This is a genomic window from Mucilaginibacter sp. P2_A5 (assembly GCF_056404995.1).
Genome location: NZ_JBFUCY010000002.1, coordinates 13,244 through 38,356, shown reverse-complemented (window position 1 = coordinate 38,356; position 25,113 = coordinate 13,244). Strand labels below are relative to the sequence as shown.

Annotated in this window: 19 protein-coding genes; 12 read left to right on the top strand and 7 right to left on the bottom strand. The window is 42.6% G+C overall.

Going from position 1 to position 25,113, the window contains the following annotated elements:
• The first annotated feature begins 44 nt into the window (after positions 1 to 44).
• The 3 genes from AC1DXF_RS01825 to AC1DXF_RS01815 all read left to right on the top strand — a co-directional run bounded on the left by AC1DXF_RS01825 (position 45) and on the right by AC1DXF_RS01815 (position 3,698).
• On the top strand, positions 45 to 947 hold the full coding sequence (locus tag AC1DXF_RS01825) for an NADP-dependent oxidoreductase (RefSeq protein WP_477445521.1): 903 nt from the start codon (positions 45 to 47) through the stop codon (positions 945 to 947).
• A 488-nt stretch (positions 948 to 1,435) separates the two neighbouring features.
• On the top strand, positions 1,436 to 2,485 hold the full coding sequence (locus AC1DXF_RS01820; RefSeq protein WP_477445519.1) for a hypothetical protein: 1,050 nt from the start codon (positions 1,436 to 1,438) through the stop codon (positions 2,483 to 2,485).
• Between the two features lie 451 nt (positions 2,486 to 2,936).
• Positions 2,937 to 3,698: a hypothetical protein gene (locus AC1DXF_RS01815; RefSeq protein WP_477445517.1), complete on the top strand. Its 762-nt coding sequence runs from the start codon at positions 2,937 to 2,939 to the stop codon at positions 3,696 to 3,698.
• Between the two features lie 353 nt (positions 3,699 to 4,051).
• Here AC1DXF_RS01815 and yiaA read toward each other — a convergent pair whose 3' ends face one another.
• Complete coding sequence (gene yiaA / locus AC1DXF_RS01810; RefSeq protein ID WP_477445515.1) at positions 4,052 to 4,522, bottom strand: inner membrane protein YiaA; 471 nt, start codon at positions 4,520 to 4,522, stop codon at positions 4,052 to 4,054.
• Positions 4,523 to 4,655: 133 nt separating this feature from the next.
• On the opposite strand from yiaA, the gene AC1DXF_RS01805 reads away from it, so the two are divergent.
• The 3 genes from AC1DXF_RS01805 (at position 4,656) to AC1DXF_RS01795 (ending at position 8,253) form a co-directional block, all read left to right on the top strand.
• Complete coding sequence (locus tag AC1DXF_RS01805; RefSeq protein WP_477445513.1) at positions 4,656 to 6,170, top strand: hypothetical protein; 1,515 nt, start codon at positions 4,656 to 4,658, stop codon at positions 6,168 to 6,170.
• Between the two features lie 174 nt (positions 6,171 to 6,344).
• On the top strand, positions 6,345 to 6,740 hold the full coding sequence (locus AC1DXF_RS01800) for a hypothetical protein (RefSeq protein ID WP_477445511.1): 396 nt from the start codon (positions 6,345 to 6,347) through the stop codon (positions 6,738 to 6,740).
• 373 nt (positions 6,741 to 7,113) lie between these two features.
• A complete protein-coding gene (locus AC1DXF_RS01795; RefSeq protein ID WP_477445509.1) occupies positions 7,114 to 8,253 on the top strand; it encodes an AI-2E family transporter in 1,140 nt (379 codons plus the stop codon).
• 152 nt (positions 8,254 to 8,405) lie between these two features.
• Here the strand turns inward: AC1DXF_RS01795 and AC1DXF_RS01790 are convergent, their stop codons facing one another.
• From AC1DXF_RS01790 to AC1DXF_RS01775, 4 genes are all read right to left on the bottom strand, one after another.
• On the bottom strand, positions 8,406 to 10,853 hold the full coding sequence (locus AC1DXF_RS01790; protein WP_477445507.1) for a TonB-dependent receptor domain-containing protein: 2,448 nt from the start codon (positions 10,851 to 10,853) through the stop codon (positions 8,406 to 8,408).
• A gap of 245 nt (positions 10,854 to 11,098) precedes the next feature.
• Positions 11,099 to 11,320, bottom strand: a complete 222-nt coding sequence (locus AC1DXF_RS01785; protein ID WP_477445505.1) for a hypothetical protein — start codon at positions 11,318 to 11,320, stop codon at positions 11,099 to 11,101.
• 22 nt (positions 11,321 to 11,342) lie between these two features.
• Positions 11,343 to 13,010 carry a PspC domain-containing protein gene (locus AC1DXF_RS01780; protein WP_477445503.1) on the bottom strand — a complete coding sequence of 556 codons (1,668 nt, stop codon included), beginning with the start codon at positions 13,008 to 13,010 and terminating at the stop codon, positions 11,343 to 11,345.
• A 24-nt stretch (positions 13,011 to 13,034) separates the two neighbouring features.
• Complete coding sequence (locus AC1DXF_RS01775; RefSeq protein WP_477445501.1) at positions 13,035 to 13,367, bottom strand: PadR family transcriptional regulator; 333 nt, start codon at positions 13,365 to 13,367, stop codon at positions 13,035 to 13,037.
• Positions 13,368 to 13,550: 183 nt separating this feature from the next.
• On the opposite strand from AC1DXF_RS01775, the gene AC1DXF_RS01770 reads away from it, so the two are divergent.
• From AC1DXF_RS01770 to AC1DXF_RS01750, 5 genes are all read left to right on the top strand, one after another.
• Complete coding sequence (locus AC1DXF_RS01770) at positions 13,551 to 16,772, top strand: SusC/RagA family TonB-linked outer membrane protein (protein ID WP_477445499.1); 3,222 nt, start codon at positions 13,551 to 13,553, stop codon at positions 16,770 to 16,772.
• A 20-nt stretch (positions 16,773 to 16,792) separates the two neighbouring features.
• Positions 16,793 to 18,379 carry a SusD/RagB family nutrient-binding outer membrane lipoprotein gene (locus AC1DXF_RS01765; RefSeq protein WP_477445497.1) on the top strand — a complete coding sequence of 529 codons (1,587 nt, stop codon included), beginning with the start codon at positions 16,793 to 16,795 and terminating at the stop codon, positions 18,377 to 18,379.
• 42 nt (positions 18,380 to 18,421) lie between these two features.
• The gene (locus AC1DXF_RS01760; RefSeq protein ID WP_477445495.1) at positions 18,422 to 19,318 is read left to right on the top strand and encodes a DUF1735 domain-containing protein; all 897 of its coding nucleotides are present in this window, start codon (positions 18,422 to 18,424) and stop codon (positions 19,316 to 19,318) included.
• A gap of 309 nt (positions 19,319 to 19,627) precedes the next feature.
• A complete protein-coding gene (locus tag AC1DXF_RS01755; RefSeq protein WP_477445493.1) occupies positions 19,628 to 20,635 on the top strand; it encodes a carboxypeptidase-like regulatory domain-containing protein in 1,008 nt (335 codons plus the stop codon).
• A 96-nt stretch (positions 20,636 to 20,731) separates the two neighbouring features.
• Positions 20,732 to 21,421 carry a hypothetical protein gene (locus tag AC1DXF_RS01750; RefSeq protein ID WP_477445491.1) on the top strand — a complete coding sequence of 230 codons (690 nt, stop codon included), beginning with the start codon at positions 20,732 to 20,734 and terminating at the stop codon, positions 21,419 to 21,421.
• A gap of 48 nt (positions 21,422 to 21,469) precedes the next feature.
• On the opposite strand, the gene AC1DXF_RS01745 is transcribed toward AC1DXF_RS01750, so the two are convergent.
• Entirely contained in the window at positions 21,470 to 21,877 is a 408-nt protein-coding gene (locus tag AC1DXF_RS01745) for a DoxX family protein (RefSeq protein ID WP_477445489.1), read from the bottom strand.
• A gap of 67 nt (positions 21,878 to 21,944) precedes the next feature.
• On the bottom strand, positions 21,945 to 22,907 hold the full coding sequence (locus tag AC1DXF_RS01740; protein WP_477445487.1) for a S66 peptidase family protein: 963 nt from the start codon (positions 22,905 to 22,907) through the stop codon (positions 21,945 to 21,947).
• A gap of 116 nt (positions 22,908 to 23,023) precedes the next feature.
• Here AC1DXF_RS01740 and metG point away from each other — a divergent pair, with 116 nt between their 5' ends.
• Positions 23,024 to 25,096 carry a methionine--tRNA ligase gene (gene metG / locus AC1DXF_RS01735; protein WP_477445485.1) on the top strand — a complete coding sequence of 691 codons (2,073 nt, stop codon included), beginning with the start codon at positions 23,024 to 23,026 and terminating at the stop codon, positions 25,094 to 25,096.
• The last annotated feature ends 17 nt before the right edge of the window (positions 25,097 to 25,113 follow it).

Here is a 25,113-nt window from a genome sequence, read left to right as displayed (position 1 = left end):
AAGTATAGTGTTGGGATTACATTTACAAAAAAAATTAAAGAAATATGAAAGCAGTAAGATTTCATCAATACGGTGGCCCCGAAGTTTTAAAAATAGAAGAAGTAAATATTCCTGAACCTGGGCCCGGTCAGATTATTATTGCTGTGAAGGCGGCTGGTGTTAATAAAATCGACGGAACGCTTCGGGCAGGTTATTTACATGATTTTATGCCGGTTTCTTTTCCGGCAGGAGTGGGGCTCGATGCTTCGGGCATAGTCACCGCGATTGGTGAAGGTGTAACTGGTGTTGCAATAGGCGATGCTGTGTTTGGAAAGGGTAAAAATACAGTTGCGGAATATGCCATACTTCAGGAATGGGCACATAAGCCCGATTCCATTTCGTTTGAAGAAGCGGCTGGCTACCCTATCCCTGTTGAAACAGCCTTCAGGATCATTGATGAAGTAGGTATCAGGAAAGGAGAAACATTGCTGGTAAGTGGGGCCTCAGGTGGTGTAGGATCAGCAGTGATTCAGTTTGCAAGGGCTGCAGGCATTAATACAATAGGGACGGCAAGTGAAAGCAGGCATGATTATCTCCTATCTATGGGAGCAATACCTACAACTTATGGTCCCGGCCTTTCGGCGCGGGTAGCAGCCCTGGCGCCAAATGGCGTACAGGCGGCACTTGACATTGCCGGTTCGGGAATTATTCCGGAACTTATTCAAATCACAGGAGATCCAAATAAAGTGTTAACTATCGTCGACGTTTCAGCACATGAATTTGGGATCAAAACATCTTTCGTACCCCGGAATTTAACACCGGCGATGGAAGCAGCTATGGGGTTATTCAATGAGGGACGGTTTTCCCTGCCTGTTGCACGTGTATTCTCTATGGATCAGGTTGGCCTGGCACAGGAATTAAGTACAAAGGCCCAGGGCCAAGGTAGGCTGATTATCAAAATAGACTAATATAGTTACCTATTGAAGGGAAAACGGAGAAAAAAATAATATCGAACACTGAATATCGAATGTTCAACACCGAAGTTTTATAATTCATTATTCGATATTGGATATTCGGTGTTCGATATTAAATCATTTAAAAACCCCGCAGGCCCTGTTAAACAAAGGCGCTGCGGGGTGGTAACCGCTACGTTACAGTTCTTTATCGTCTATCAGTTTAGTTTCTGGCCGGTGTTATCACTGCACCAGCCAAAGCTTGTATTTTACATATGCTTTTGTCGCAAATCTATTAATATCAGGCCTCCCTAAAGCCAATTGGAAGTGGAGCGGTAATAACACCGACAATAGGCTAAAATATATAGTAATCTGTTGTATGGCGCTTGTCAAAATTGAAGAATGCCCTCGATCGGAAAATTTCCCCCCGGAGGCCAATATTTGCCGTTTAAATTTGACTATATTTAAATCATATTTCACGGCCTTTACCGGGAATCGCCAACATGAAACCTTTATCATGGCTTTTGCCTGTCATCCTGCTGTTTTGCACATTTGCGCCTAAAAGCGCCAACGGTCAAACCCATTATTTTGCAGTTAAACCTGTTGAATATGTGGAGGACGGCCGCGACCTTCATTTTCCTGTGTTTTATAGCGATTCGGCACGCGCGTTGCCCACTGCAAAAATAAACGAGCTATTACAGCTATCCGAACTGGAGATGCTGAAAGGCTATCAAACCAAAACCGTATTCGAAAAAGTTAACTATAATAATGGTACAATTTACGGCGGGAAATGGGAAATGACTTACACCGTATTCACCAATAACAACAAGGTGCTGAGCCTTGGTTTTGATGAATCAAGCAGCGGTATGACCACTGCCTATTGGGTTCGTTATTATAACTTTAACCCCGGCAATGGCGACCTGGTGCAACTGCAAGACCTGTTTACACCAACCGGATTTAAACAGTTTAAAAGCCAGGCCATCAAAAAAAGCGTAAGTGCCTTTAAAGACCAAATTCATGCCGCCGGCGAGCAGGACAGCGTATGGCAAGAAGTTATCGGTGATTTGCACGACTATATTACCGACGATTTTTATATCAAAGGCAGCTCCATCATTTTAAACGGCGATAACTGCCTATCCAAAAATCAAAAAGGCTGGGATATGGTGGTTAAATTTAGCTTGCCCTCGTTCAGCAAATACCTGAGTGATTACGGAAAATGTGTGTTTGGACTAAAAAGCGGCCCGGTAGCCCAATACAAGTCAAAATCCCTTCACCAGCTTTTTACGGGGAAAATCGACACATTCGCCATATTATTTGTGCTGTGGCCCGAGGGAAAGACATGTGAAGGTATTTATTGTTACCAAAAATATGGCAGGGGCATCACCGTGCGGGGCGATATTGTAAACGGGCAAATAAATTTAGAGGAAGAAAACACCCGGTTTAAAACCAACCCGCATATCTCGGGGAGAGTAACCGCCGATTCGATAATTGCGACGTGGACAAAAACTAAAACCAGCCGGCCGTTGCCGTTTGTTGTTTACAGGAAATCATAGTGTACCCTGGAATTCCTGAAGCACATCAATCAAAAAAAGGATGGAAGTATATAATTGCAAAAAGCAGCATAAGTATTGTTTTTAATTTTCCAGTTGTTGTAATTACCCGGGGTAACTACTGCCATAAGCCGGAGCGATTTGCAAAAAAATATGGCCTTTTGGCCTCGGCGATATTATAGATTTTGTTGGTGATGGTTTCCTGGTACGTCCGGAATTGGTAGTTTATGGCCGGGTATTAGCGCCGCACCAGCCAAAGCTTGTATTTTACATATGCTTTAGGTTGCAAATCTATATAATAACGGGCTTCCGCAAGGCCAACTGGAAGTGATGCGGTGATAACACCGGCCACAGGTTAAACATGGGTTTACTTTCAAGTATAAAACCTAAATAAAAAGATTTTTTAAGATTGTTTTAGTATGTTAGTATCAGCAATTATACCTGAAAGCTTTAAATGACGATAACTAAAACCATCCTGTTTTTTTTGATTGTTGTTATTTTGCCCTGTGACCTGAAAGCACAGAGATACCAGCTGGTCGACTTTACAGAAACTACATTACCCAGGCCCGGTTCTGATGAATGGTATGAATTTTTAAAAAACACTTTTGGTTTTAAAGTTGCCATAAAAAGAGGCAAGTTAAAAATAGAATATTACGATACAAACGACCGGGATAGGGAGGTGGAACTCAGTGTAGAAAATGGCAGGATAGTAGGAACTGACGAAGGGGAATTTTGGGGGCAATTAAAGTTTTTTGATGATGCAGATAGGATGACGGTTATAAAACGTGGTAACTTTCCGTTTATATTTAATTATAAGCATGACGTGTATTTTATTGATACTTCTGCTCCCGTAAAACAAGACGCAATTTCCCTGGAAAGTATACCGCAGGGCGCCCTTTATAAACTCGTTTGGAAAAATGATGAATATAGCTATTTAAAAATCTTTGAGTTTGATGAATTCCCTTTGGGATTATGCATGGTAAATGAAGATATTTTGGCAGTATCCTGGAATTACGTTTACAGAATACACAACTTGCAGAAAGAGGTTATTTTTAAAAAAGAACTTATATTTGATAATACCCTTAATCGGGCTTTTAGCCTAAATTCAATCGCTGTCGGCGATGCCCGTCACGTTTACATAGGCACAGAAGGTGGGTACTTGCAATTCGATCTGCTTAGCAAAGTGTGCAAATACTATAAATATAATAAAAAATGATACCCCTTGGGGGCAAGTGTTGTGCGCCTGCAAGTGGGAGGATCCCCCCTCTCTGCCGCAATAGGGATAGGAGTGGGTACCGGCCCCGCGCGTAATGCCTGCAGGCGTATGAACGCATAGCCCGGACCGCAGGTATTGCCCCTTTTTAGTATCAAGTAGCAAGTATCAAGTAGTAAGATTTTGAAGGGAAAACGGAGAAACAAATAATATCGAACACTGAATATCGAATGTCCAACACCGAAGTTTTCGGTTCGTTATTCGAAATTGGATATTCAGTGTTCGATATTAAATTCATTTAAAAAAACCCCGCAGGCCTTGTTAAACAAGGGCGCTGCGGGGTGGTAACCGCTACGTTACAGTTCTTTATCGTCTATCAATTTGGCGTCGCGGGTATTTTTTTGGACGGCAATGGCCGAGAACATGCTTAGGCAAAATGCCATGGCGTAAAAGCCTTTCTCGCTTCGGGCCAGGTCGGTATTCCACAGGCCGATGGTTAATAAAACCATTGCCGCGATGGTGGCAAACCAGCTGAGGCCGTAGTACAGGTCGGTAACTACAAGCCCTTCGGACCTGTCCCTCACGCTTTTTTGTACCGAGATAACGGCGAATAAACCAAATAATAAAATGGTGAAATAATAGCCTTTTTCGTTCAGCTGTATAGTTGCGTTCCATAAGCCAACGCAGTAGCCTATCACGCCCACCAATAAGGCAAACCACGAGGCGCCTATAAAGGCGGCAGTGGGTTTTAATGGGTTTCTTTTAATCTTGTCGCCATATTTTCCAAAGGCTGAATTTTCTTCTGTTTTGTTTTGTAGCGGTTCCATGTTTGTGTTGTTTTAGTTGTTAATATGGAAGCAAATGTGCGGTGTAAAACCGGCCTGCTAAAATCAAAATATGTAAATTACTGACGATATAGATTTGTAATTAACGTACCTTTACGAGCATCAACATAGCTATATGGACTCACTCTCGGAGTTGGTTAACCTGCTCAATAATACCGATAAAGCACTATTCAGGCAGTTTTTACAGCGCAAAAACAAAAGGGGCGACGTAAAAAACCTGGCCTTACTTCATTTAATAGAAACTGACGACATAGTAGGCATAAACAAACTGTACAAGCCCGAAAAAAATAAAGACGCCTATCATGCATTACGCAAAAGGCTGCAGGATAATTTGCTGCTGTTTTTATCACAAAAAACCTTTGAAAGCAGCCATGCCGAAACTTACGATGCCTTGCGCCTGGTGGTGGTGGGGCGTTTTTTGTTGGAGAACGATGTGTATAAGGTAGCCTTCAAATGCCTGGATAAAGCCGAAAGGCTGGCCAACCATTTGGAGCAGTTTAATTTATTGAATGAGCTTTTGCTGCTGAAGCTGCAATATGTCCATCTGGAGGGAGCCGAAGACCTGGATGCCCTCACCGCGCGCTTTATGCAGAACCAGTTACACATGCAGCGCGAGGCTAAGCTAAACATGGCCTACGCCTTTTTGAGACAGGAACTACAGGCGATACACCTGCAAGGGAAGATAGTGAATTTGACCAGCCTGGTGATCACCACGATTAGGAAATACAAGATCTCGGCACAGGACCTGATGACCTATAAATCCATCTACCAGATCCTTTTCATCGCCAATGAATACGCGGCGATACAGCAAAATTATGGATTGATAGAGCGCTACGTGAACCGGACGGATCAGTTTATGCAAGGCCAGGCGGCTAAAAAACAGTCGTACCTTTTTTACCATATATCTATCCTCTATTTTTTGGCCAACTTTCACCTGCGGCAAAAGGATTTTGCCAGGAGTGCATCCTATTTAAAGGAAATGATTGATTTAATGGAAACAGATAGCCGTTACCATGCGGTATTTTATTTGCGTTACCAGTTACTCCGCGCCCTTAACCTGTTTTTTACAGGTTTTGCCAACGATGCTACGGCCATATTGCAGGAATCGCTCGCCAAAACCAACAACAGGAGCAAACCTGAAGATATAGAAGATGTGCGCATATGCCTGGCCATGTTTTTGGCCCTGTGCAACAACCAGCAAAGTTTAAAACAGCTCACTTTACTAACGCGCACCGATGCCTGGTACGAAAAAAAGATGGGCATGCTATGGACCATCCGCAAAAACCTGATGGAAATTTTGGTGCATGCGCAGTTCTCCAACATCGACGTTGCCATGTCGCGGCTAACCAGCTTCAGGCGGCGCTATAAGAAGTACCTGCTGAAAACTTCGGAGGAGCGGGTACTATTGTTTTTGAAGCTGGTTGAAAAATACCTGCAAAAACCCGATGTGGTTTTTGAACCAGCCTACCGGGACCAGGTTTTAAACCTGGCCGACAAGGCAGAAAATCATGATATTTTCACCTTAAGCTTTATAGCCTGGCTAATGGCGCGCCGGGAGAAAAAAACGGCTTTTGAAGTGGTGCTGGGCTTGGTGCGGGGGAAGAGTCAAGAAATTAGAATCAAGAATTAAGAAAGCCTCATTTAGCGCAAGTGTTGAGGGGCTGCAAGCGGGAGGATCACTTGTGAATTTGTAAACTAATAGCATCATAGGGCTGAATGAGGGACGAATGAAGCGGCTACACCTGTTGACTTAAGACATGATAATACCTACCCAGTCAGAATTTATTTATTTTTACGGACGTTCATGAAAAAGAAGAGGAAAAATCTTGCGCCTAAGCGAACAACATTACCGCGCCCCCGGCGCTTATTAAAGGCAAAGGATTGGATCGGCACCTATACCGGTAAAAATATTGTTCGCGGATATGCCCAGCATTTTCGTGTTGACCTACTTGCTGCTATAAACGAATTAAGGATGCTGGGCGTAACCGTAACAACAGAATACGAAACCGCAGTGAAACACACTATGGCTGACAGGACTGAGCAAAACCGCAAAAAGAAAGAGGCGAAACAAAATGCAGATACACTGAAGGAATTTCAGGATGGTGAGTTCGCCTTTATTGCGGGCTATACCAGTGGAGGTCTCCCTTATGGTGTACGTTGGGATGATATGCCAATGGATTCAACTGACATCGAAGAATAGATCACACCTTGGCGCAAATGTTGTGCCGCTGCATGCCGTGGGTTCATTTGTAACTTTTGTAAACTAATCATGTCGTAGGCACTCGCCTGTTTGGCGGGAGGCGCATGTGATGCGCCTCTACAAGAGATCCAGCAGATGTCATTATTTTTTTGCAGCTAAGCTGGTGCGTATGTGTGGATGTTCCAACGCCTTTTCGCCTTCCGGGATGTTCGCAATAGGGATAGAAACGGTTACCGGCCGGGCGCGGAATGCCTGCAGGTGTATGAGTGCATAGCCCGGGCCGCAGGCATTGCCATTTTGGAGAATAGCGGCTGCGCAGATGCATGTTATTTCATAACTTTACGCCAATGCACCACATGTGCCTGCCTTAACCATGGACCTGAAAACCCTTAATAAACTTCCGTTTTATATTAAACTGGCCTGCGTATTGTTCAGCCTGTTTGCCATTGGTTATTTGGTGATCATTGGCAAAGAGATCCTCTCGCCGTTGATATTTTCGTGCCTGTTCTCGATTTTGTTGCTGCCGGTGGCCGCCTTTTTAGAGAAGCGGCTGCGTTTGCCGCGAAGTGCCGCCTCCATGACGGCTGTGGTGCTGCTGCTATCGCTGATAGGGTTATTAATCTATGTCATCGCCTCGCAAATTGCCGATCTGGCAAAGGATTGGCCGCGGTTCCAGGCGCAGATCAGTCAATCGATGTGGGAATTCAGGGGCTGGGTGCAGGATACCTTCCATGTAACGCGCGGTAAGCAGCTCAGGGTGGTAAATTCGGCGGCCAGTAAGGTAATGTCGCCAGATCCTGCGATATTGGGGGCAACGGTGCTGTCGTTATCGTCTATTCTGCTGTTTTTGGTGTTTACCTTTATATATACGTTTTTCTTTTTGCTATACCGCCGGCTAATCATGAAATTCCTGGTATCGGTTTTTTTGCCCGAAAATAAAACCACCGTGCATGAAGTAATTGAACAGGTGCAACGCATTATCCGTAAGTACATTATTGGTTTGCTTATTGAAATGAGCATTATAGCTACGGGCGTAAGTGTGGCATTCAGTTTTATGGGGCTGCAGTATGCCATTTTGCTGGGCTTGATTACCGGAGTGTTTAATATTATCCCTTACGTGGGTATTTTTAGCGCCCTGGTGGTAAGCGCCGTGGTTACGCTGGGCACATCGCCGGATAGTACCAAAGTTATCTGGGTAATGGTTACGCTGGTTGTTACCCATTTAATTGACAGCAATGTACTACTGCCCATTGTTGTTGGCTCCAAAGTGCGGATCAACGCTTTGATAACCGTGCTTGGCGTGGTAGTGGGCGAAATGATATGGGGCATACCGGGCATGTTCCTGTCAATCCCCAGCATAGCGGTGCTAAAAATTATTTTCGATCGGGTAGAAAGTCTGCAACCCTGGGGCATTATCCTGGGCGACGAGGAAAAAGAACAAAACAAACTGGCTAAAGGCTTCAGGATAAAAAAGAAGAAAGCCATTGTTGAGGATGCGGAGCCATCGGTGTGATGGGGTCATGATGTGCAGATTTTAGATTTCAGATGTGCAGATGAAAAAAGCCGATCGTACAATTATATGATCGGCTTTTTTTAACAAATGATGCTTTCCGCAACATTTAAAAATCATTTGCATATCTGCACATCTGAAATTTGCACATCTAATTAATTATTCCCTTTCACCCTGCCTTTTTCATCGTCGGCGCCGCTGCGGTGCTGGCGAACTTTGATAGAGCTGTTGCCAAAGTTGTAGGTAAGGGTTAAACGCCCTACCCTCGAGTCGTTTTTCTGTTTAATGGTGAACTCATTGCCAAGCGCGTTGCTGCTCAAATCGTTACGGCGGATGTTGAAAATGTCATCGCAGGCAACTTTAACATTCAGCTTTTTATCCATAAATGATTTGCTTATACCCAAATCTACCGAGTAGCGGGGCCTTATTTTGTAAATGGCATAAGTTAATGCCGATTGATAATCGCCCATGAGCTCTAAACGAGCGCCCGCAAATTTAAAGGTCTGTGTCATCCTGGCCTGGTAAGCCCATTGCCCATCTTTAAAATTTTGGCCGGCCAGCGTATCTGATTTAAAGCCCAGGTAAAATGCTGTTACATTAACATTGCCTTCCCACCATTTGGTTATAGTAAAGGGGGTGTTGATATTGGCGTTATAACCTGTTTGTGTTTGCAAATTTGCATTGGTTTGAAACGTCTTTTTACCTTCGGTTAAAATCAGTTCGGTAATGGCATTGGTAGTGTGGCTGTAGCCCAGGCTCACGTTAACCGTTTTTTTATAAGTGTAGTTTAATTCAAAATTTTGAGTGTATTGCGGATTAAGGAACGCGTTGCCCTTGCTAAAGGTATACGGGTCGAGGTAATAAATAAAAGGGTTCAAATTGTCGTATCCGGGCCTGTCAATCCTGCGACTGTACGAAAAGCTAACTTCATTTTTATCATTAATAGTATGGTTGATGAACGCGCTTGGGAAAAGGTTAAGATAACTGCGTTTTACCGGTGTGCTGCCCATCAGGTTTCCGTTCGATTGGGTGTTTTCGGCACGTAAGCCAAGCTGTACCGATGTTTTTTTGAATTGTTTGTTGATATTCAAATACCCGGCCTGAATTTTTTCGGTATAGATGAAGTGATTGGACCGGCCTTTATCATTAATAAAAACACCGTTGCTATCTATTTGCGCACGCAGGTCGTTGTCAGTTTTAACACTGCTGAATTTAGCGCCAACTTCAAGCTTGATGGTTTTAGTGAGCGGTTTGGCGTAATCAACTTTGCCGGTATATATGGTGATATCTGACGGCGTTTGGTTCAGCAAAATCTGCGACGTCCTTTGCGGACTGCCATCTGCCAAAAAATAATCGGTATTGTAGCGGGCATCAGAAAAGTTCCTGAACTTGGAGTAATCCAGGTCGACGCTTATTTCCTGCCCGCTGGTATCTATTTTATATTTGTCGTTAAGGTTAAGCGCAAAGTTTTTATAGGTTTGAGGTATAGTGGATACCGTATGCAACGATGAATCGGCCTCGCCGTATTGTTTGCCAATAATGGTGTGTGTATCATTGACGTCGTTACCGCTGTTGCTATAGCCGCTCACTACAAAACCGATGATATGCTTGTCGGTAAGGTCATAATCTGCACCTAAGCGATAGTTATTATAATGATTTGATCCTGGCATTGATGATTGCTGATCAAAATATGTTTTGTAGCCGGCGCTATCGGTAACACGTTTAATACCGAGGTTATGCCCGCGCTTATTATCGCCATGGCTAAACGTACCAAACATATTCAGCTTACCATCCTTATGGTTAAGGTTTAGGCTGCTGTTATCGCGCCAGTACCAGCCGCGGGCAATGCCGGCAGTAATACTTCCGTTGGTGCCCGATTGCGTATTCTTTTTAAGTTTGATGTTGATAATGCCCGAATTGCCGGCAGCATCATATTTTGCCGAAGGGTTGGTGATAATCTCGATCGATTTGATGGTATTACCGTCAGTTGAGCGTAACAGTGTAGCCAGTTGCGCGGCGGTAAGGTAAGTAAGCTTATCGTTTATCATTACAGTTACGCCCTGTTTGCCTTTAAGACTGATGTTATCGTCTTTATCCACAGTTACACCCGGAGCCCTTGCCAGAATTTCCATGGCCGTATTACCGGCAGCAAGTACACTGCCTTCCACATTCATTACGGTGCGGTCAATTTTGCGTTCGATAAGCGGCTTGGTGGCGGTAACGGTAACCGTTTTTAAGGTGGTATTCCCTGGTTGCATGTTTAAAACGGGAACCTCGACCTTAGTTGAGCCTTCGGTAACGGTAAAAGGTTTGCTCACGGCTTTTACATAACCAACAATGGTAGCTTTAACCAGGTATTTACCGGCGGGTATTTTCTCAAAGGTGTAAACACCGTTATCATTACTTAAAGCACCTTTAACTACAGTGGAGTCGGTTGCTTTGATGATACTTACACTGGCATAGTCAAGTGGCTTGCCCTGGTCGTTCACTAATGATCCTGATACTTTGGCGGCGCCCGTGTTGCCGGTTTGGCCAAAGGATACACCCCAGCTGATAGCTACAAGCAGGAGTGTGCATAATATATAGTTGATTTTAGTTTTCATTATTGTGTTATTAAAAGTTTGGGCAATACAATGCCATTAAGGAAAATGCTCCTTTTAAAATTTAGTAAATAAGTTTTTAGCTGTTTTGGCGGTGGCCTTAAGTGTGTTTAGTAATTATTTGATATAAGCTTTTTTGTTCATAGTGTATGTCAGTTTAGGGCCGGCTTACTGTAATTGTCTTCGTTCGGGCCTGGATCTGTAATTTTTGTGTCTTTTTACATAAGATGCACAATGGGGTGCATTGGTTACAGAGAAATTAAACTTTTTAACACAGGGAATATATTTTTGGCCATATTGGTTATAACGGTACGGGCTATTGTCTGGTCGTTACCTGGCTGTTTTGGGGCTGTAACAAATGATGCCGGCTTAGCAGTGTGTTGTGGGCTTTGGGTAAATGTGGTGTAATAAAAAGGAATAATAAGCCCGCTAAATAATAGCAGGCTTATATATTTTATGAGTAATTTCATTACGTTTTATAATGACGTGGTTTTATTGCATGGCATTTTTCAGGCTATCTGCTACCTCTTGCCTTCTCAGGCTGTCGATAGTTGTCTGTGGCACAGGAGGGATATCGCACTCGATGCCATTTTCTTTCATAATAAATTTTGCGCCAAGCGGGTTAAGCGGTTTATTGCTTTGCTGGCAATCATAAGGGTTAAAGCCTATGTTAACATCCAGCCTGGTATCGATAACCAGTTTTGAATTTAACGGCACTTTTAAGGTAAGGTGCAACTCCTGGCCGCGCCACAATGTACCGGCGGTCCTTTCCAGGTGACGATCAAATTTCAACACCGAATCTTTTTGTATAAAGCGATAGGTAATGTTTTTTGTATTGGTAAGTGCGTCCTCATAATCGCGGCCGCGGGCGGTAAAGGATTCAACCAGCACAGGTTGCGGCACGTCGCTTTTTTCAATATCGATGCTAACCCGGTTTGGGCCGTCCATCTCGTCGTTGCCGTTAAAGTCGTCATCTAAAATAACCATGCCGTTAAAGCGCTCTTTGATGCGCAGGCGGGTGCTATCCTCGTTGCTCAGGTATTTGGCATCGTTAAGCTGCAGATAATAGGTGTTGTTTACAGGGGCTTTTAGATTGATGGTGGTGTTTAACCTCGCACCCTGCCTAAAATCAACAGAAGCCCTTACGCCATAGTATACAGTTGCGCCAAGGGCTGCCAGCCATATACATAGTAAGGTAGTACCAACCGAGCGGTTGAATGATGCATTCCTGAACAAAAAGCCAATGAGGAGTAATATAATGGCAGTTAAAGGGATGGCCAGTAATAAAAAGCCGCCGGCTATAAATACAAGATTGGTATTATGGTTAACTATATTAAACGGAAATATGTGATAGATATCTGTTTTGCCAAACGCTAAAAACATAATAACAAGCACAATAAGTGCAATAGCAAAGCCAAAACAGGTTAATAATATACCGCCCGCTATTATTTTACCAAGCAAACTGCCGGCGCCCCTTAAAAACACGCCAAGGTGGTCAAAAAAATCGCCTATAAAATCGCGGGTTTTGTATACAAAAGGCCTGGCTTCGTGCTTAAAATTGTGCAGGTTTTCTTTAACCGAACTTAATTCATCTTCAAAGTTCTTTTTAAAACCTTTTAAATCCTGCTTTTCGCCCTTCATGGCCATCCTGTCGGCGCGGGTTATTGCTTTCGGGATCACCATCCACAGTATAACGTATAAAAAGAAGCCGCTGCCCGCTACGCAAAGGAATAAAACAAAGGCCAGCCTGATCCAAACGGCCGGCACATCAAAATAATTGGCAATGCCCGCTGCAACACCGCTCACCAAATGATCGTCCGGATCGCGAAAAAGCCTGCGGCGTTCGGTGTTGTAGGTATAGGCATTGTTTCCGGGTGCTTTTGCATCGTTTTCGGCCGATTCAAAATCTTCAACCGAGCCCATTTGCTCAACCACAAGCTTTACATCCTGTTCAACAATAACCTGCTTGCTTTGGCTTGCCAAAATTTCGTTAAACATTTCGGCAATGCGGTTTTCAATGTCGGTTGTTATCTCCAGGCTGTCGGCCGAGGTAGAAAAATGACGTTTTACATCAGTCATGTAAAGTTTAAGTACGTCATAAGCATCCTCTTCGATGTGAAAAACGATGCCATTTATATTGATGATGATAGTTTTGTTCATGATGGGTAATAATTTCAGGTTTTTTTATTTTCTGTCTCCAATGGCCGTTTGCACAGCGTAAACTAATTCCTGCCAGGTTTTATCCAGCTGTTCCAGTACGTTACGGCCCTCGTCTGACAGGACATAATACTTTCGCGGCGGGCCTGAAAGCGACTCGACCCAGTTGTAAGTGAGCAGTCCATTGTTTTTTAAACGGGTTAATAATGGGTACAGAGTACCCTCAACTACAAGCAGTTGGGCTTTCTTTAGCTCAGCAATTATGTCTGATGCATATGTTTCGCCCTTGGCTATGATGGATAGGATGCAGTACTCCAGTATGCCCTTCCTCATTTGGGTTTGTGTGTTTTCGACGATCATAATACAAAGATATATGTTTAAGATTGTATTATGCAATACATAGTACTAAAATTATTAATATTTATTATAAAAGATGCTTTTTTTAAAAAAAAGTCATCTTTTTAAAGATTTTACTTGACTTTTTGATAACGTAACATTACTTTTAACATTAATTAACTATTAACTGATCTTATTATTAACAAAATGAAAAAACTTCTACTAGCAAGTTTGTGCTTTCTGTTGTTATGCCTAACGCAGGTGCACGCACAAAACCGTACAGTTACTGGTACGGTTACAGCCAAAGACGATGGCTTACCCATTCCGGGAGTATCAGTAAAGATCAAGGGAACTTCAAGCGGCACGCAAACCAACGCTGCCGGTAAATTCTCGCTCAGCGTACCACAGGGCGCAGTGTTATCCTTCTCTTTCATTGGGTATAATTCCCAGGATGTAACAGTTGGAACCAAAAGCAACATTGAGATTGTGCTTTTAAGCGCCAACAGCCAGTTAAATGAGGTTGTGGTAACAGCCTTGGGTATTCAAAGGCAGGCTATCTCGGTAGGTTACTCTACATCCAAGGTGTCTGGCAAGGATATTACGCAGGCAAAACCTATTAGTGTTGTAAACGGCTTAACCGGTAAAGTATCGGGTTTGCAGGTTACTACTACAAATAACGGCTTGTTTGCCCCTACCCGTGTAACCTTGCGTGGCAACAGGTCATTAATTGGTAATAATCAGCCACTTTATGTTGTTGATGGGTCTATCTTTTATAGTGATATCAGCACGCTTAACCCTGAAGACATCGCCGAAACTACTGTATTGAAGGGATCAAGCGCATCTGCAGTTTACGGTTCTGATGCGTCAAACGGCGTTATTGTAATTACTACCAAACACGGCGTAAAAGGAACATCGTCATTAATAGTATCTTCTACTTACTCGCTTGAAAAAGTTTCTTACGTTCCTGAATACCAAACGCGCTTTGGTGCAAATGGTGGCGAAGGCGAAGTATTTGACTTTACCAAATTTGGCGACGGAAATGGTAATTACTATTATTTCCCTTATGAGAATCAAAGCTATGGCCCGGAATTTAATGGTAAGTTAGTGCCTATTGGCCGTCCGTTGCCTGATGGGTCATCTGAACTCGCTCCTTATTCGGCCGTTAAAAATCAGAAAAAAGACTTTTTTGATACCGGCATCACTACTCAGCACAATTTTTCTTTTAATTCTGGTGATGAGAATGGTAGCATGTATATCTCTGGTCAGGATATCAAGAGTAAATCTATCATGCCTAAAGATGAAGGCCGGAGGGATGTATTTCGTGTAGGCGGAGATAAAAAGTATGGTGCTTTTTCAACTTCTTATTCAGCAACTTATACTTATAAAACTACAAACCAAACCAATACAGGAGCGGTTTACAATGACTTGATCGAGTCGCCTGTTAACATACCATTGGCAGATTTAAAGGACCCTACCAGTAAATATGGTACTCCAGATCAATATTATAATGATTATTACGTTAGTCCGGGACAGATAATTGCCCAATCAAGGTTCCTTGGTGTTGAAAGCCATATTCAGGCAAACTTACAGTTAAATTTAAAAGTGGCTAAGTTTTTAACTTTGTCTTACCGGACATCGCTTGATAACAATAATGCCAGGACAGAGAATAAAGATGCAGGCAGATTTTACAGCGCTTACACCAAGGATGTTAACACTAACACAATGGTTTATCCTGATACCGATGGAGATGGAAAATTAGATGTTGTTCCGGGTGATGGTGCAGGTAAGAAAAATAATGCTACAGACGTATTACCTTCATATGGAACAGGTAACTATAGTAATATTTTGTTTAGTTCGGATTTCCTTGCTAACTATAACTTTAAGCTTCCATCAGATTTTAAAATTGATGGTACATTGGGTGTTTCTTATCTAGACAATAAAATTACAGGAACAAACATTAATCAAACCTCGATAAACTTTACGCCGTACAATGTATCTAACTTCACTGGTATTTCATTGTCATCAATAGGCCAGTCGCAATTCCAAGCCCGTAAAATGGGATACTTTGGTACAGCAACTATAGGCTATAAGAGCTACGCGTTCTTACATGGCTCATACCGTACCGACTTAGATTCAAGGCTGTCTGATAAAAATAAATACATCCCTTATTACGATATCGACGGTACAATCGTACTTAGTGAAATTTTTAAAAGCATAGCTGATAATGATTACCTTAACTTTGTAAAAGTACGTTACGCCCACTCGGTGACAGGTAACGCATCTGCATTAGCAAACGGTTCTGCATATTTAGCTGCCGGCGCTTACCGCACCCAGCCAACTGTTATTGGCGCAGCAGGTTTCCCTTACGGCAACATATCCGGTTATTTATTAAATGGCACTATTGCCAACCCAGATATTAAGCCGGAAAAAGTTACTGAAGACGAGGTTGGTTTAGATTTAGGCTTCTTTAAAGACCGTTTAACATTGACTGCTTCAGCCTATCATTCAGTTACTAAGGATGGTATAGTAACAGCTCAAATCTCTCGCACATCAGGCTTTACATCAGCATTATTAAATGCCGCAAATTCTGAAAACAGAGGTTTGGAGTTAGATTTACGTGGAACGGTTGTTAACTCACAGGCTGTGAGATGGACCGTAGGTGTTAACTATACAAAACAAAAAAGTAAAGTACTTAGCATTGTATCAGGAGTAAATGAATTGCCGTTAGGCGGAAATACTTTTGCAGTGAGAGGATTGCCATATCCACAAATTAAAGGATATGATTGGTCAAGAGACCCGGCAACCGGCAAAGTAATAGTTGATGCTAATACTGGTTTACCAACAAGGGGCTCTGCTACTTTGGCATTAGGAAACGCTAACCCAACAGACCTTTTAGGTATCACTTCTTCATTGACTTATAAAGGTGTTACATTAAACTTAACTGTTGATTACAGAAGCGGTCATAAAATCTTTAACCAAATTGCCAATACGCTTGATCACGCTGGTAACAGCATCACATCTACGCTTACAGGCCGTCAACGTTTTGTATTCCCAAATTCAGTTTACAAAAATGCCCAGGGCAATTATGTTGATAATACCACTGTGCTTACACAGGATGGTAACTTTAACTTCTTCCCAACTACTTACTTAGGGGTTGACGCCAACTATGTAACCAGTGCAGCTGCCTGGAAACTACGCGAAGCTTCTTTAAATTATAACTTCCCTAAAGCATGGTTAAGAGATGTTAAATTCATTAAAAATGTTAACGTAGCAGTTTCCGGTCGTAACCTGTTAATGTTCCGTCCGTCAACTAATAAATTTACTGATCCAGAGTTTAACGATGATACCAGCAACGCTGTTGGTAGAACAACTTTAAACCAGGCTCCTCCAACAAGAATATTCAGCGGAACATTAGCTGTAACTTTTTAACAAAGAAATTGATAGAAAAAATGAAAACGAAAACAATATTTAAGCGAAAAGTTAACCTGAGTTTGCTTTTCTCGGCTTTGATGTTAACGGGTATTGTAGGATGTCAGAAAGGTACATTTGATGTTAACAAAGTGAACCCTAACAACCCAACCTCAGTACCCCCGCAATATTCACTCAGCTATTCATTGAAAGCCACAGCTGATTTGGTGCAAGGCGGTAACTCTGATATGATAAATAACTGGATGGGTTATTGGACACAAAGTGGTGGGTTTACACCAAGTACCACTTATGTAATTTATCAGATTACCAGCAGTAACTACACCGGTAATTTTGACAACGCTTACCTTATTTTATCAAATTATAACCTGTTGTTAAAAACCGCAGGCAAAGACCCTCTGCAGTCAAATTACAGGGCTATAGGGATGATAATGCAGGCGTTTCTTTATCAGCGCCTGGTTGATTTATATAACAAAATCCCATATTCGCAGGCGTTATCAACTAATGCTACTTTTTCTTATAAATATGATGACGATCCTAAAGCGATATACGCAAGCCTTGTTGCTAAATGTGATTCGGCTGTTGCAATTATCGCCGCTGCCCCAACAGCAGCAATAAACCCGGGCAATTATGATATTGTTTTTGGTGGTACCATGACCAATTGGACAAAGTTTGCCAAAACATTAAAGTTAAAGCTTTTATTGCGCCAAACAGAAGTGAACAGTGCAGCGGTAACCAGCGGGTTAAACGGGATGAAAACTACTGATTTCTTAGATGTTGATGCAGCTGTTAACCCTGGATATTCAAGCAATACTGATGGGCAGTTGAATCCATTTTACTATGATATACAAGCTAATGCTGTAGGATCAAATGGCCTGAATACTACTTATTATCGTGCAAACAGCTATGCGGTGACTTTTTATCAGAATCATAATGACCCAAGGGTTAATTATCTGTATGCTCCGCAAGGCCGTGAGGTGGTTGTAAATCCAGTTACCGCGTATTCAACGCCAATAGATGGCACCGTAGCTGCAAACCGGGCAATGGTAAAAGGCCGCGCTTATGGCAGCACAAATGGTAATGGCGAATCAAATTCAGCAATATCTGCTATTGTTGGTACCGGATTTACGTCGGCTGGTAAATTAAAAGGCGCCGGACAAGGTGCCCTTTTGATCCCTGCCTTTGAAAGTAAGTTTTTACAGGCCGAGGCCGTTCAACGTGGATATATCACCGGTGCAACTGCCGCTGACGCTTATAACGCCGCCGTTGCTTCGAGTTTCGCTTTCCTTGGTGCGCCAGGTGCTGCGGCTTATACAAGCCAGATTGACGCATTAACTAACTATGTTTCATCGCCAGATAAAATCACGCTTATTATTACACAAAAATGGGCTGCAATGAATTCGGTTGATCCGTTAGAATCGTATAGCGACTGGAGAAGGTTAAATATACCTGCAAGTTTACCTGTTTCTCAGTATCCGGGTGTTACGGTGCCACATATACCATACCGTTTGCCTTATCCTATTAACGAAACCACGTTGAACGGAGCCAATGTACCGGCAGGTGGCACAGGTACAGACTTATTCACGTCTAAAATATTTTGGATGAAATAAGCTTGCGCTTAGGTTTAAGAAACAATTTAAAACAAAAAAGAAATGAAAAAATTAATTATACTATTAGGAGTCCTTACCGTCTCGCTTACGTCTTGCTTAAAAGACAAGCCAAACGTGGATTTTTCAAATCTCACCGCATTTGCCGAGATTGTTCATAGCGGAGTGCCTTATTTTAGTGAGGCGGGTATTACCGATACCGGAAAGGCGATATCAAGAACCTTGCAGATTAACGTAACCGGCCAATATCCGCCAACCAGTGATGTTAAAGTTTCAGTTAGCATTGACAATTCTATAATCGCTACCTATAATGCTGCTAATACAGTAGTTTCATATGTACCAATGCCTGCTGGATCGTTTACATTTACAAACACAACTGTAACTATAAAAGCAGGTACCCGTTTGGCCGACCTTCCGGTAACTTTTGACAGAACAAAATTAGACCCGTCGAAAAGTTATATGCTGCCCATTAAGATCAGCAATATTACCGGTGCATCGCAAAGTGCCAACTACAGCATAAAATATTACCATTTTATTGGTAATGATTTTGCAGGTACTTATAAACACCAGTTTACCCGTACACCAGCAGCCGGTAACTTTACCTACGCTGATGGTGAAACATCCGCATTTTTACCAAATTCACCGTTGGAGTTTGAAATGATGGGTGGTTATTACACCGGAAAAATTCGCTATGTAGTTGCTTTCCAAAAATCTCCAGCCGGTACATATTCACACTTTACGTTGAAAATTGATCCAGCGGATGTAACAAATATATTGGGTAGTATCAATGCAACTATAACTGTAGCACCATCGATACCTGATTATGTTGAAAAAGAATATACTTTTGCACAGGCGTTAACTATGTTTGATGTGCAAGGCTTCCAATACGATATACTTGGCGGTTCGGGTGCAAGGCATAATTACGATCAATATAAAAAATAATTAAAAAAAGCAGTAATGCACAGTAAAGGCCGGCTCAATTAAAAAGCCGGCCTTTTTTTGTATCGACACAATAAAATTATAGTATTTGAGTTCAAGTAGGGCAATAATACCTATATTGTTGTTTTCGGTTATGTGTAATTGACTTATTGCGGCAAAAAAAGTTTTTTATTATGTAGCGTTTAGACGATTTATCTCGTCAATAAATAACGGCGGCTAATTTATTGACCTTTGGGTTTAAAGGCAAATAGTGCTGTTAAGGGGTTGACTTTGAATGGCTTTATACTTAACTTTATTACATAATTATTTAATATGAAAAAATCATACATTTTAACCGCGATATTGTCTGTTGCAGCTATCCATGCTTCGATAGCGCAGTCGGTAACCGCATCGGGTACCGTTAAAGACGAAAAGGGAAAGGCCGTTCAGTCGGCTTTAGTACAGGAAGCAGATACTAAAACAGCAACTTATACAGACTCACTTGGCTTTTTTAGCCTGCCGCTAAAGGATAACGTTGAAATTATAGTTAGCGCTAAGGGTTATAAAGATGAGAAAGTGAGTCTCAAAGATAATGTTGTTGTCATTCTTAAAACAGGTAAATCATCTGGTGGCGGGTTAACATTGGCAGATCCTGATAAAATAGTTTCAGGTACACCTAAAACAAACAGAGAGCAAGGGTTTACTTATACAAATGTAAGCGGAACAGATAGGTCGTCCAGGGGCGGCGGGATGTTCTTTAACGTTAGTGTTAAAGAAAATACAAAAGGGAGCCGTTACTTAGTAGGTGACGGTTGGGCCAAAGGTTACGTAGTTGATAACACCGGCACTAAGGTTACAAACGAAAACTATAACTATAATTATGATAAAATCAACGGGTCGTTATTATTAACCCAGGATAAGCGTGCGGCAGTAGATGTAGACCGTGATAGAATAAAAAGTTTTACTATATATGATAAACTGGATCAGCCGGAAACATACCAGCTAATCACAGCTATAAACCCAACCCATTATACCCAGGTGTTATCAGATGGCAGCAAATACAAAGTTTATAAGTACACAAAAACAACGTTTGTAAAGTCGGATTTTAAAACTGATGGCATGACCTCAAGCGGCAACCACTATGACGAATACGTTGATGAGCCAACTTATTATGTGCTTAACGTTAAAACGTCGGCCATGCAAAAGATCTCGTTAAAAGGAAAAGCCATCAAACAGGCTTTTGCCGACGATGCGGATAAAGTAAAAGCCTATTTCAGCGATCATGCTGATGATGATATTAACGATACCTTCCTGGCAAACCTGGCTGATTCATTGAATTAAAGCCAGTTGCAATATCTTATAAAAAAGGCCGTTGACATGTTAACGGCCTTTTTTATTGGAAAGCAGTTTAAGGCAGATCATTATTACAATATTTAAATGAAAAAAATACTTATTATGACAATTGGGCTGTGCATTGCGGCCGGTGATATTAAGGCTCAAACCGGGATATCGGCAAGCGGTATAACATCGGGTAGTATGGCTTATAACCTCACCAGTAAAGAAAATACCAAAGGTAGCCGCTATTTGTTTGATGATTGGGCAAAGGGTTACGTTACAGATGTCAAAGGCAATGCTATTAACAGTGAAAATTATACATTTAATTACGATAAAATAGCTGGCACGCTGTTATTGAGCCAGGATAAACAGACAGCCATAGCCGTTGATAAAGAACATGTTAAAAACTTTGTGGTTTACAATAAGACCGATAAGGCTATGGCGTTTGAATATGTGCCTGCAATTGATGCCACTCATTATTGCGAAGTATTGGCAACCGGGGCAAAATACAAAATTTATAAGCTTACTAAAACCAAGTTTATTAAAGCAGATTATAAAAACGATGGCATATCATCAAGCGGTAACAAATATGACGAGTATGTTGATGAACCTGCTTATTATGTAGTTGATGCTAAAACGCCGGCACCACAAAAAATAGGTTTAAAAAACAAAGCGATTAAGCAGGCCTTTGCCGCCGCCGCGGATAAGGTAAAGACATTTTTTACCGATCATAAGGATGACGATATTGACGAAACCTTTTTGGCTGCCCTTGGCAATTTTCTGAATCAATAAGATAAAATGAGTAAGCGGGATGTTGGTTAGGTCACGCATGCATTCGGGCTACTTTTTATCCACACTATATTTACCCGGCCCTATAAAGATTAAACCGGCAAATACTACAGCATCTTCAATAGCATGAGCGGCTTCGCCCAGGCCGCCACCGGTGCGCAGGTGCATTAATGCCGCAATAACCATGTTGATAAATAGTAAAATGCATACCGGCCTGAACGCAAGCCCAATAACGAGCAGGAACCCTCCCATTAACTCGGTAAGCGCTGCAAGCAGGCCCCATACTACAGGCAAAAAATAAATGCCTACGTACTTCATTGATCCGCCTAAGTGTTCCCAGCTCTTTACCCCTCCTATCAATTTAGGGTATCCGTGATAAATAAACATAATACCCAAACCTATGCGGATAATTAAAAGGCCGGTGTTTTTGTAGTTGCCTAAATTGCTAAATAGTGCCATGTATTGATGATTGAGATAATATTTTAGTTGTGATTACGGGCACCTCAATTTTTAGCCCCCGCCCGTGTTAAACAAATTTTAAAGTGCTGTGCTGCTCCTGTACGTTCAGGTTTACATTGCGCCCAAATATAAGGCTGCAGTTATCGGGGATGTGCCCTGCCGGGAAATCAAAACAGACAGGATAGTTATAGTGCTGTACAATATCCATAACAATTTCGGGTATGGTTTGGCCAAATGGAATGTCGTTGTCCTTTATATCGGTAAATCCGCCAACCACCAGGCCGGCCAGGTTTTTAAGCTTGCCCGCCCTGTCAAGGCAGCGCATCATACGGTCGACGCTGTAAAGATATTCGCCCACATCCTCGATGAATAATATTTTATCATCATAATCTACATCGGATACTGAACCTGATACCGCAACAAGCAGGGACAGGTTTCCGCCTGTTAGGACGCCGCTGCTAGTACCCGCGCGATTGGTGGCATGCGTGGGAAACTCATAAGTCAATTCCTCGCCAAACAAAGCCTTACGCAGTGTGTCTAATGATCTTGCAGATGCGTCCGGAATATTTATCGGCATTTGCCCATGGATGCTTTGTGCGCCATAATTGGCAAACAGGTGGGTATGTAATACGGTGATATCACTAAACCCGACAATCCATTTAGGATTTTGGGCAAATCGGCTAAAATCAACTTTGTCAATCATCCGGATGGTGCCATAGCCGCCCCGCGCCGCTATGATGGCTTTAATGCCGTCGTCGTCAATAAACCGCTGCAGATCCCTGGCCCGCAAATCGTCGTCTCCGGCAAACTGGTGGTACGATGCATCGATAGTTTCGCCCAATACAACTTCCAGTCCCCACGATTCCAAAAGAGCAACCGCATCCGTCATTGGATTGGGCAATTTTTTTGCAGGGCAGGTGATAGCTATTTTGTCGCCCTTTTTTAGGTACGGAGGAAGTCCGGAAGTCGGAAAGTCGGGAAGTCCGGAAGTTTGGAGGGGCGAAGGCCCGGGATTGGCAGGTGATTCCATATCTATACTAAAAATGTTCTGTCTTCCTATCTTTCGGACTTTCGGACTTTCCGACTCCTCCCCCGACTTTCCGACTAAAAACCTATCTTTGCAAATTATTTATAACGTCGCTTTTAATGTCACAACTCAACAAATATAAAAGATATACGGTTACATCTGCATTGCCTTATGCTAATGGGCCGCTCCATATTGGCCACCTTGCGGGGGCTTACCTGCCTGCCGATATTTTTGTAAGGCACCTGAGGCTTAAAAAAAAGGATGTATTATATGTTTGCGGATCTGACGAGCATGGTGCGGCCATTACCATAAAGGCAAAAAAGGAAGGTACAACACCCCAGGCCATCATTGATAAATACCATACCCAGATAAAAGAAAGTTTTGAAGAGTTTGGGATAGCGTTTGATATTTATCACCGTACATCGTCGTCTATACATCATGATTTATCGCAAGAGTTTTTCCTGAATCTTTATGAGAAAGGCGAGTTTATCGAAAAATTCAGCGAGCAGTATTATGACGAGGATTACCAGCAATTTTTGGCAGATAGGTATATCACCGGCACCTGCCCAAACTGCCACAATGAAAATGCCTACGGCGATCAGTGCGAGCGTTGCGGCACCTCGCTAAACCCTACCGACCTGATTAACCCGGTATCAACCCTAAGTGGTAAAACTCCCATTTTAAAGCCAACTAAACATTGGTACCTCCCTTTGGATAAGTACCAGCCCTGGCTGGAGCAATGGATAGATGCCAAGGAAGGCGAGTGGAAAACCAACGTATTTGGCCAATGTAAATCATGGCTAAAATCGGGCCTGCAACCCCGCTCCATGACCCGCGATTTGGATTGGGGTATAGATGTACCGTTGGAAGAAGCCAAAGGCAAAAAGCTATATGTTTGGATGGATGCGCCGATAGGTTATATATCTGCCACGAAACAATGGGCGATCGATAACAATAAAGACTGGAAATTATACTGGAAAAAACAAGCCGATGAACAGGACGACGCCTGCCTGCTGCATTTTATTGGCAAGGATAATATAGTGTTTCATTGTATTATTTTCCCATCCATACTGCACGCCCACGGCGAATACATTTTACCGCAAAACGTACCCGCCAACGAATTTTTAAATTTAGAGGGCGACAAGCTATCAACCTCGCGCAACCACGCGGTTTGGCTGCATGAGTACCTGGAGGAGTTTCCCGGCAGGCAGGACGAACTGCGCTATGTATTAACCTCTATTTTGCCCGAAACCAGCGACAGCGAGTTTACCTGGAAAGATTACCAGGCCCGTATTAATAACGAACTGGTGGCTATACTGGGCAATTTTGTAAACCGGGTAATGATACTGATGCACAAATTTTACGATGGTAAGGTTGAATGCGCGTCTGATAAACTCGAGTTGCAGGATGAATACCTGAATACCGAGATTGGGATTTGTTATGATGAGATAGAAAAAAACCTTGAAGCTTATCGCTATCGCCAGGCCTTACAGGCGGTAATGGATATTGCCCGCCTGGGTAACCGTTACCTTACCGAAAAGGAGCCATGGAAAGCTATTAAAACCGATCCAGAAGGCACAAAGGAAGTATTGCACAACTGTTTGCTCATTATTGGTCATTTGGCTACTGCCGCGCAGGCTTTTTTGCCGGCAACGGCTAAAAAGATCATTGGTATGTTAAACCTGCCCGACCAGGTTATTACTTACGACCAGGAGATCACTTTTGATAATGGCCATCAGCTAAACCCGGCCGCGTTATTGTTTAATAAAATTGAGGACGACGCGATTGAATACCAACTAAAAAAGCTGCAGGACAAAAAAGAGGCCGCCGCCCCGGAAAAAACTATAAATGTGCAGCCTGCGAAAGAGAATGTTAATTTCGAAAGCTTCGCGGCAATGGACATCCGTACCGGGACTATCCTGGCTGCCGAAAAAGTGGCCAAAACTAAAAAACTCCTGAAGCTAACCATAGATACTGGTATCGACCAACGGACGGTAGTATCGGGCATAGCCGAATATTACGAGCCGGAGGCCATCATCGGCCAAAAAGTGAGCATCCTGGTAAATTTGGAGCCACGCGAAATTAAAGGCATCATTTCCCAGGGAATGATCCTGATGGCCGAAAACAGCGAAGGCAAACTAAGCTTTGTTGCACCTATGGATGATTTTCATAATGGGGCAGTAATCAGGTAGATGTGTACATTACGGAT

Coding starts and splice junctions, on each gene's coding strand:
- AC1DXF_RS01780 (WP_477445503.1), bottom strand. CDS start 13,010: ATGAACAAAACTATCATCATCAATATAAATGGCATCGTTTTTCACATC.
- AC1DXF_RS01805 (WP_477445513.1), top strand. CDS start 4,656: ATGGACTCACTCTCGGAGTTGGTTAACCTGCTCAATAATACCGATAAA.
- AC1DXF_RS01820 (WP_477445519.1), top strand. CDS start 1,436: ATGAAACCTTTATCATGGCTTTTGCCTGTCATCCTGCTGTTTTGCACA.
- AC1DXF_RS01785 (WP_477445505.1), bottom strand. CDS start 11,320: ATGAAATTACTCATAAAATATATAAGCCTGCTATTATTTAGCGGGCTT.
- AC1DXF_RS01750 (WP_477445491.1), top strand. CDS start 20,732: ATGAAAAAAATACTTATTATGACAATTGGGCTGTGCATTGCGGCCGGT.
- AC1DXF_RS01745 (WP_477445489.1), bottom strand. CDS start 21,877: ATGGCACTATTTAGCAATTTAGGCAACTACAAAAACACCGGCCTTTTA.
- yiaA (WP_477445515.1), bottom strand. CDS start 4,522: ATGGAACCGCTACAAAACAAAACAGAAGAAAATTCAGCCTTTGGAAAA.
- metG (WP_477445485.1), top strand. CDS start 23,024: ATGTCACAACTCAACAAATATAAAAGATATACGGTTACATCTGCATTG.
- AC1DXF_RS01755 (WP_477445493.1), top strand. CDS start 19,628: ATGAAAAAATCATACATTTTAACCGCGATATTGTCTGTTGCAGCTATC.
- AC1DXF_RS01815 (WP_477445517.1), top strand. CDS start 2,937: ATGACGATAACTAAAACCATCCTGTTTTTTTTGATTGTTGTTATTTTG.
- AC1DXF_RS01775 (WP_477445501.1), bottom strand. CDS start 13,367: ATGATCGTCGAAAACACACAAACCCAAATGAGGAAGGGCATACTGGAG.
- AC1DXF_RS01770 (WP_477445499.1), top strand. CDS start 13,551: ATGAAAAAACTTCTACTAGCAAGTTTGTGCTTTCTGTTGTTATGCCTA.
- AC1DXF_RS01765 (WP_477445497.1), top strand. CDS start 16,793: ATGAAAACGAAAACAATATTTAAGCGAAAAGTTAACCTGAGTTTGCTT.
- AC1DXF_RS01790 (WP_477445507.1), bottom strand. CDS start 10,853: ATGAAAACTAAAATCAACTATATATTATGCACACTCCTGCTTGTAGCT.
- AC1DXF_RS01825 (WP_477445521.1), top strand. CDS start 45: ATGAAAGCAGTAAGATTTCATCAATACGGTGGCCCCGAAGTTTTAAAA.
- AC1DXF_RS01760 (WP_477445495.1), top strand. CDS start 18,422: ATGAAAAAATTAATTATACTATTAGGAGTCCTTACCGTCTCGCTTACG.
- AC1DXF_RS01740 (WP_477445487.1), bottom strand. CDS start 22,907: ATGGAATCACCTGCCAATCCCGGGCCTTCGCCCCTCCAAACTTCCGGA.
- AC1DXF_RS01795 (WP_477445509.1), top strand. CDS start 7,114: ATGGACCTGAAAACCCTTAATAAACTTCCGTTTTATATTAAACTGGCC.
- AC1DXF_RS01800 (WP_477445511.1), top strand. CDS start 6,345: ATGAAAAAGAAGAGGAAAAATCTTGCGCCTAAGCGAACAACATTACCG.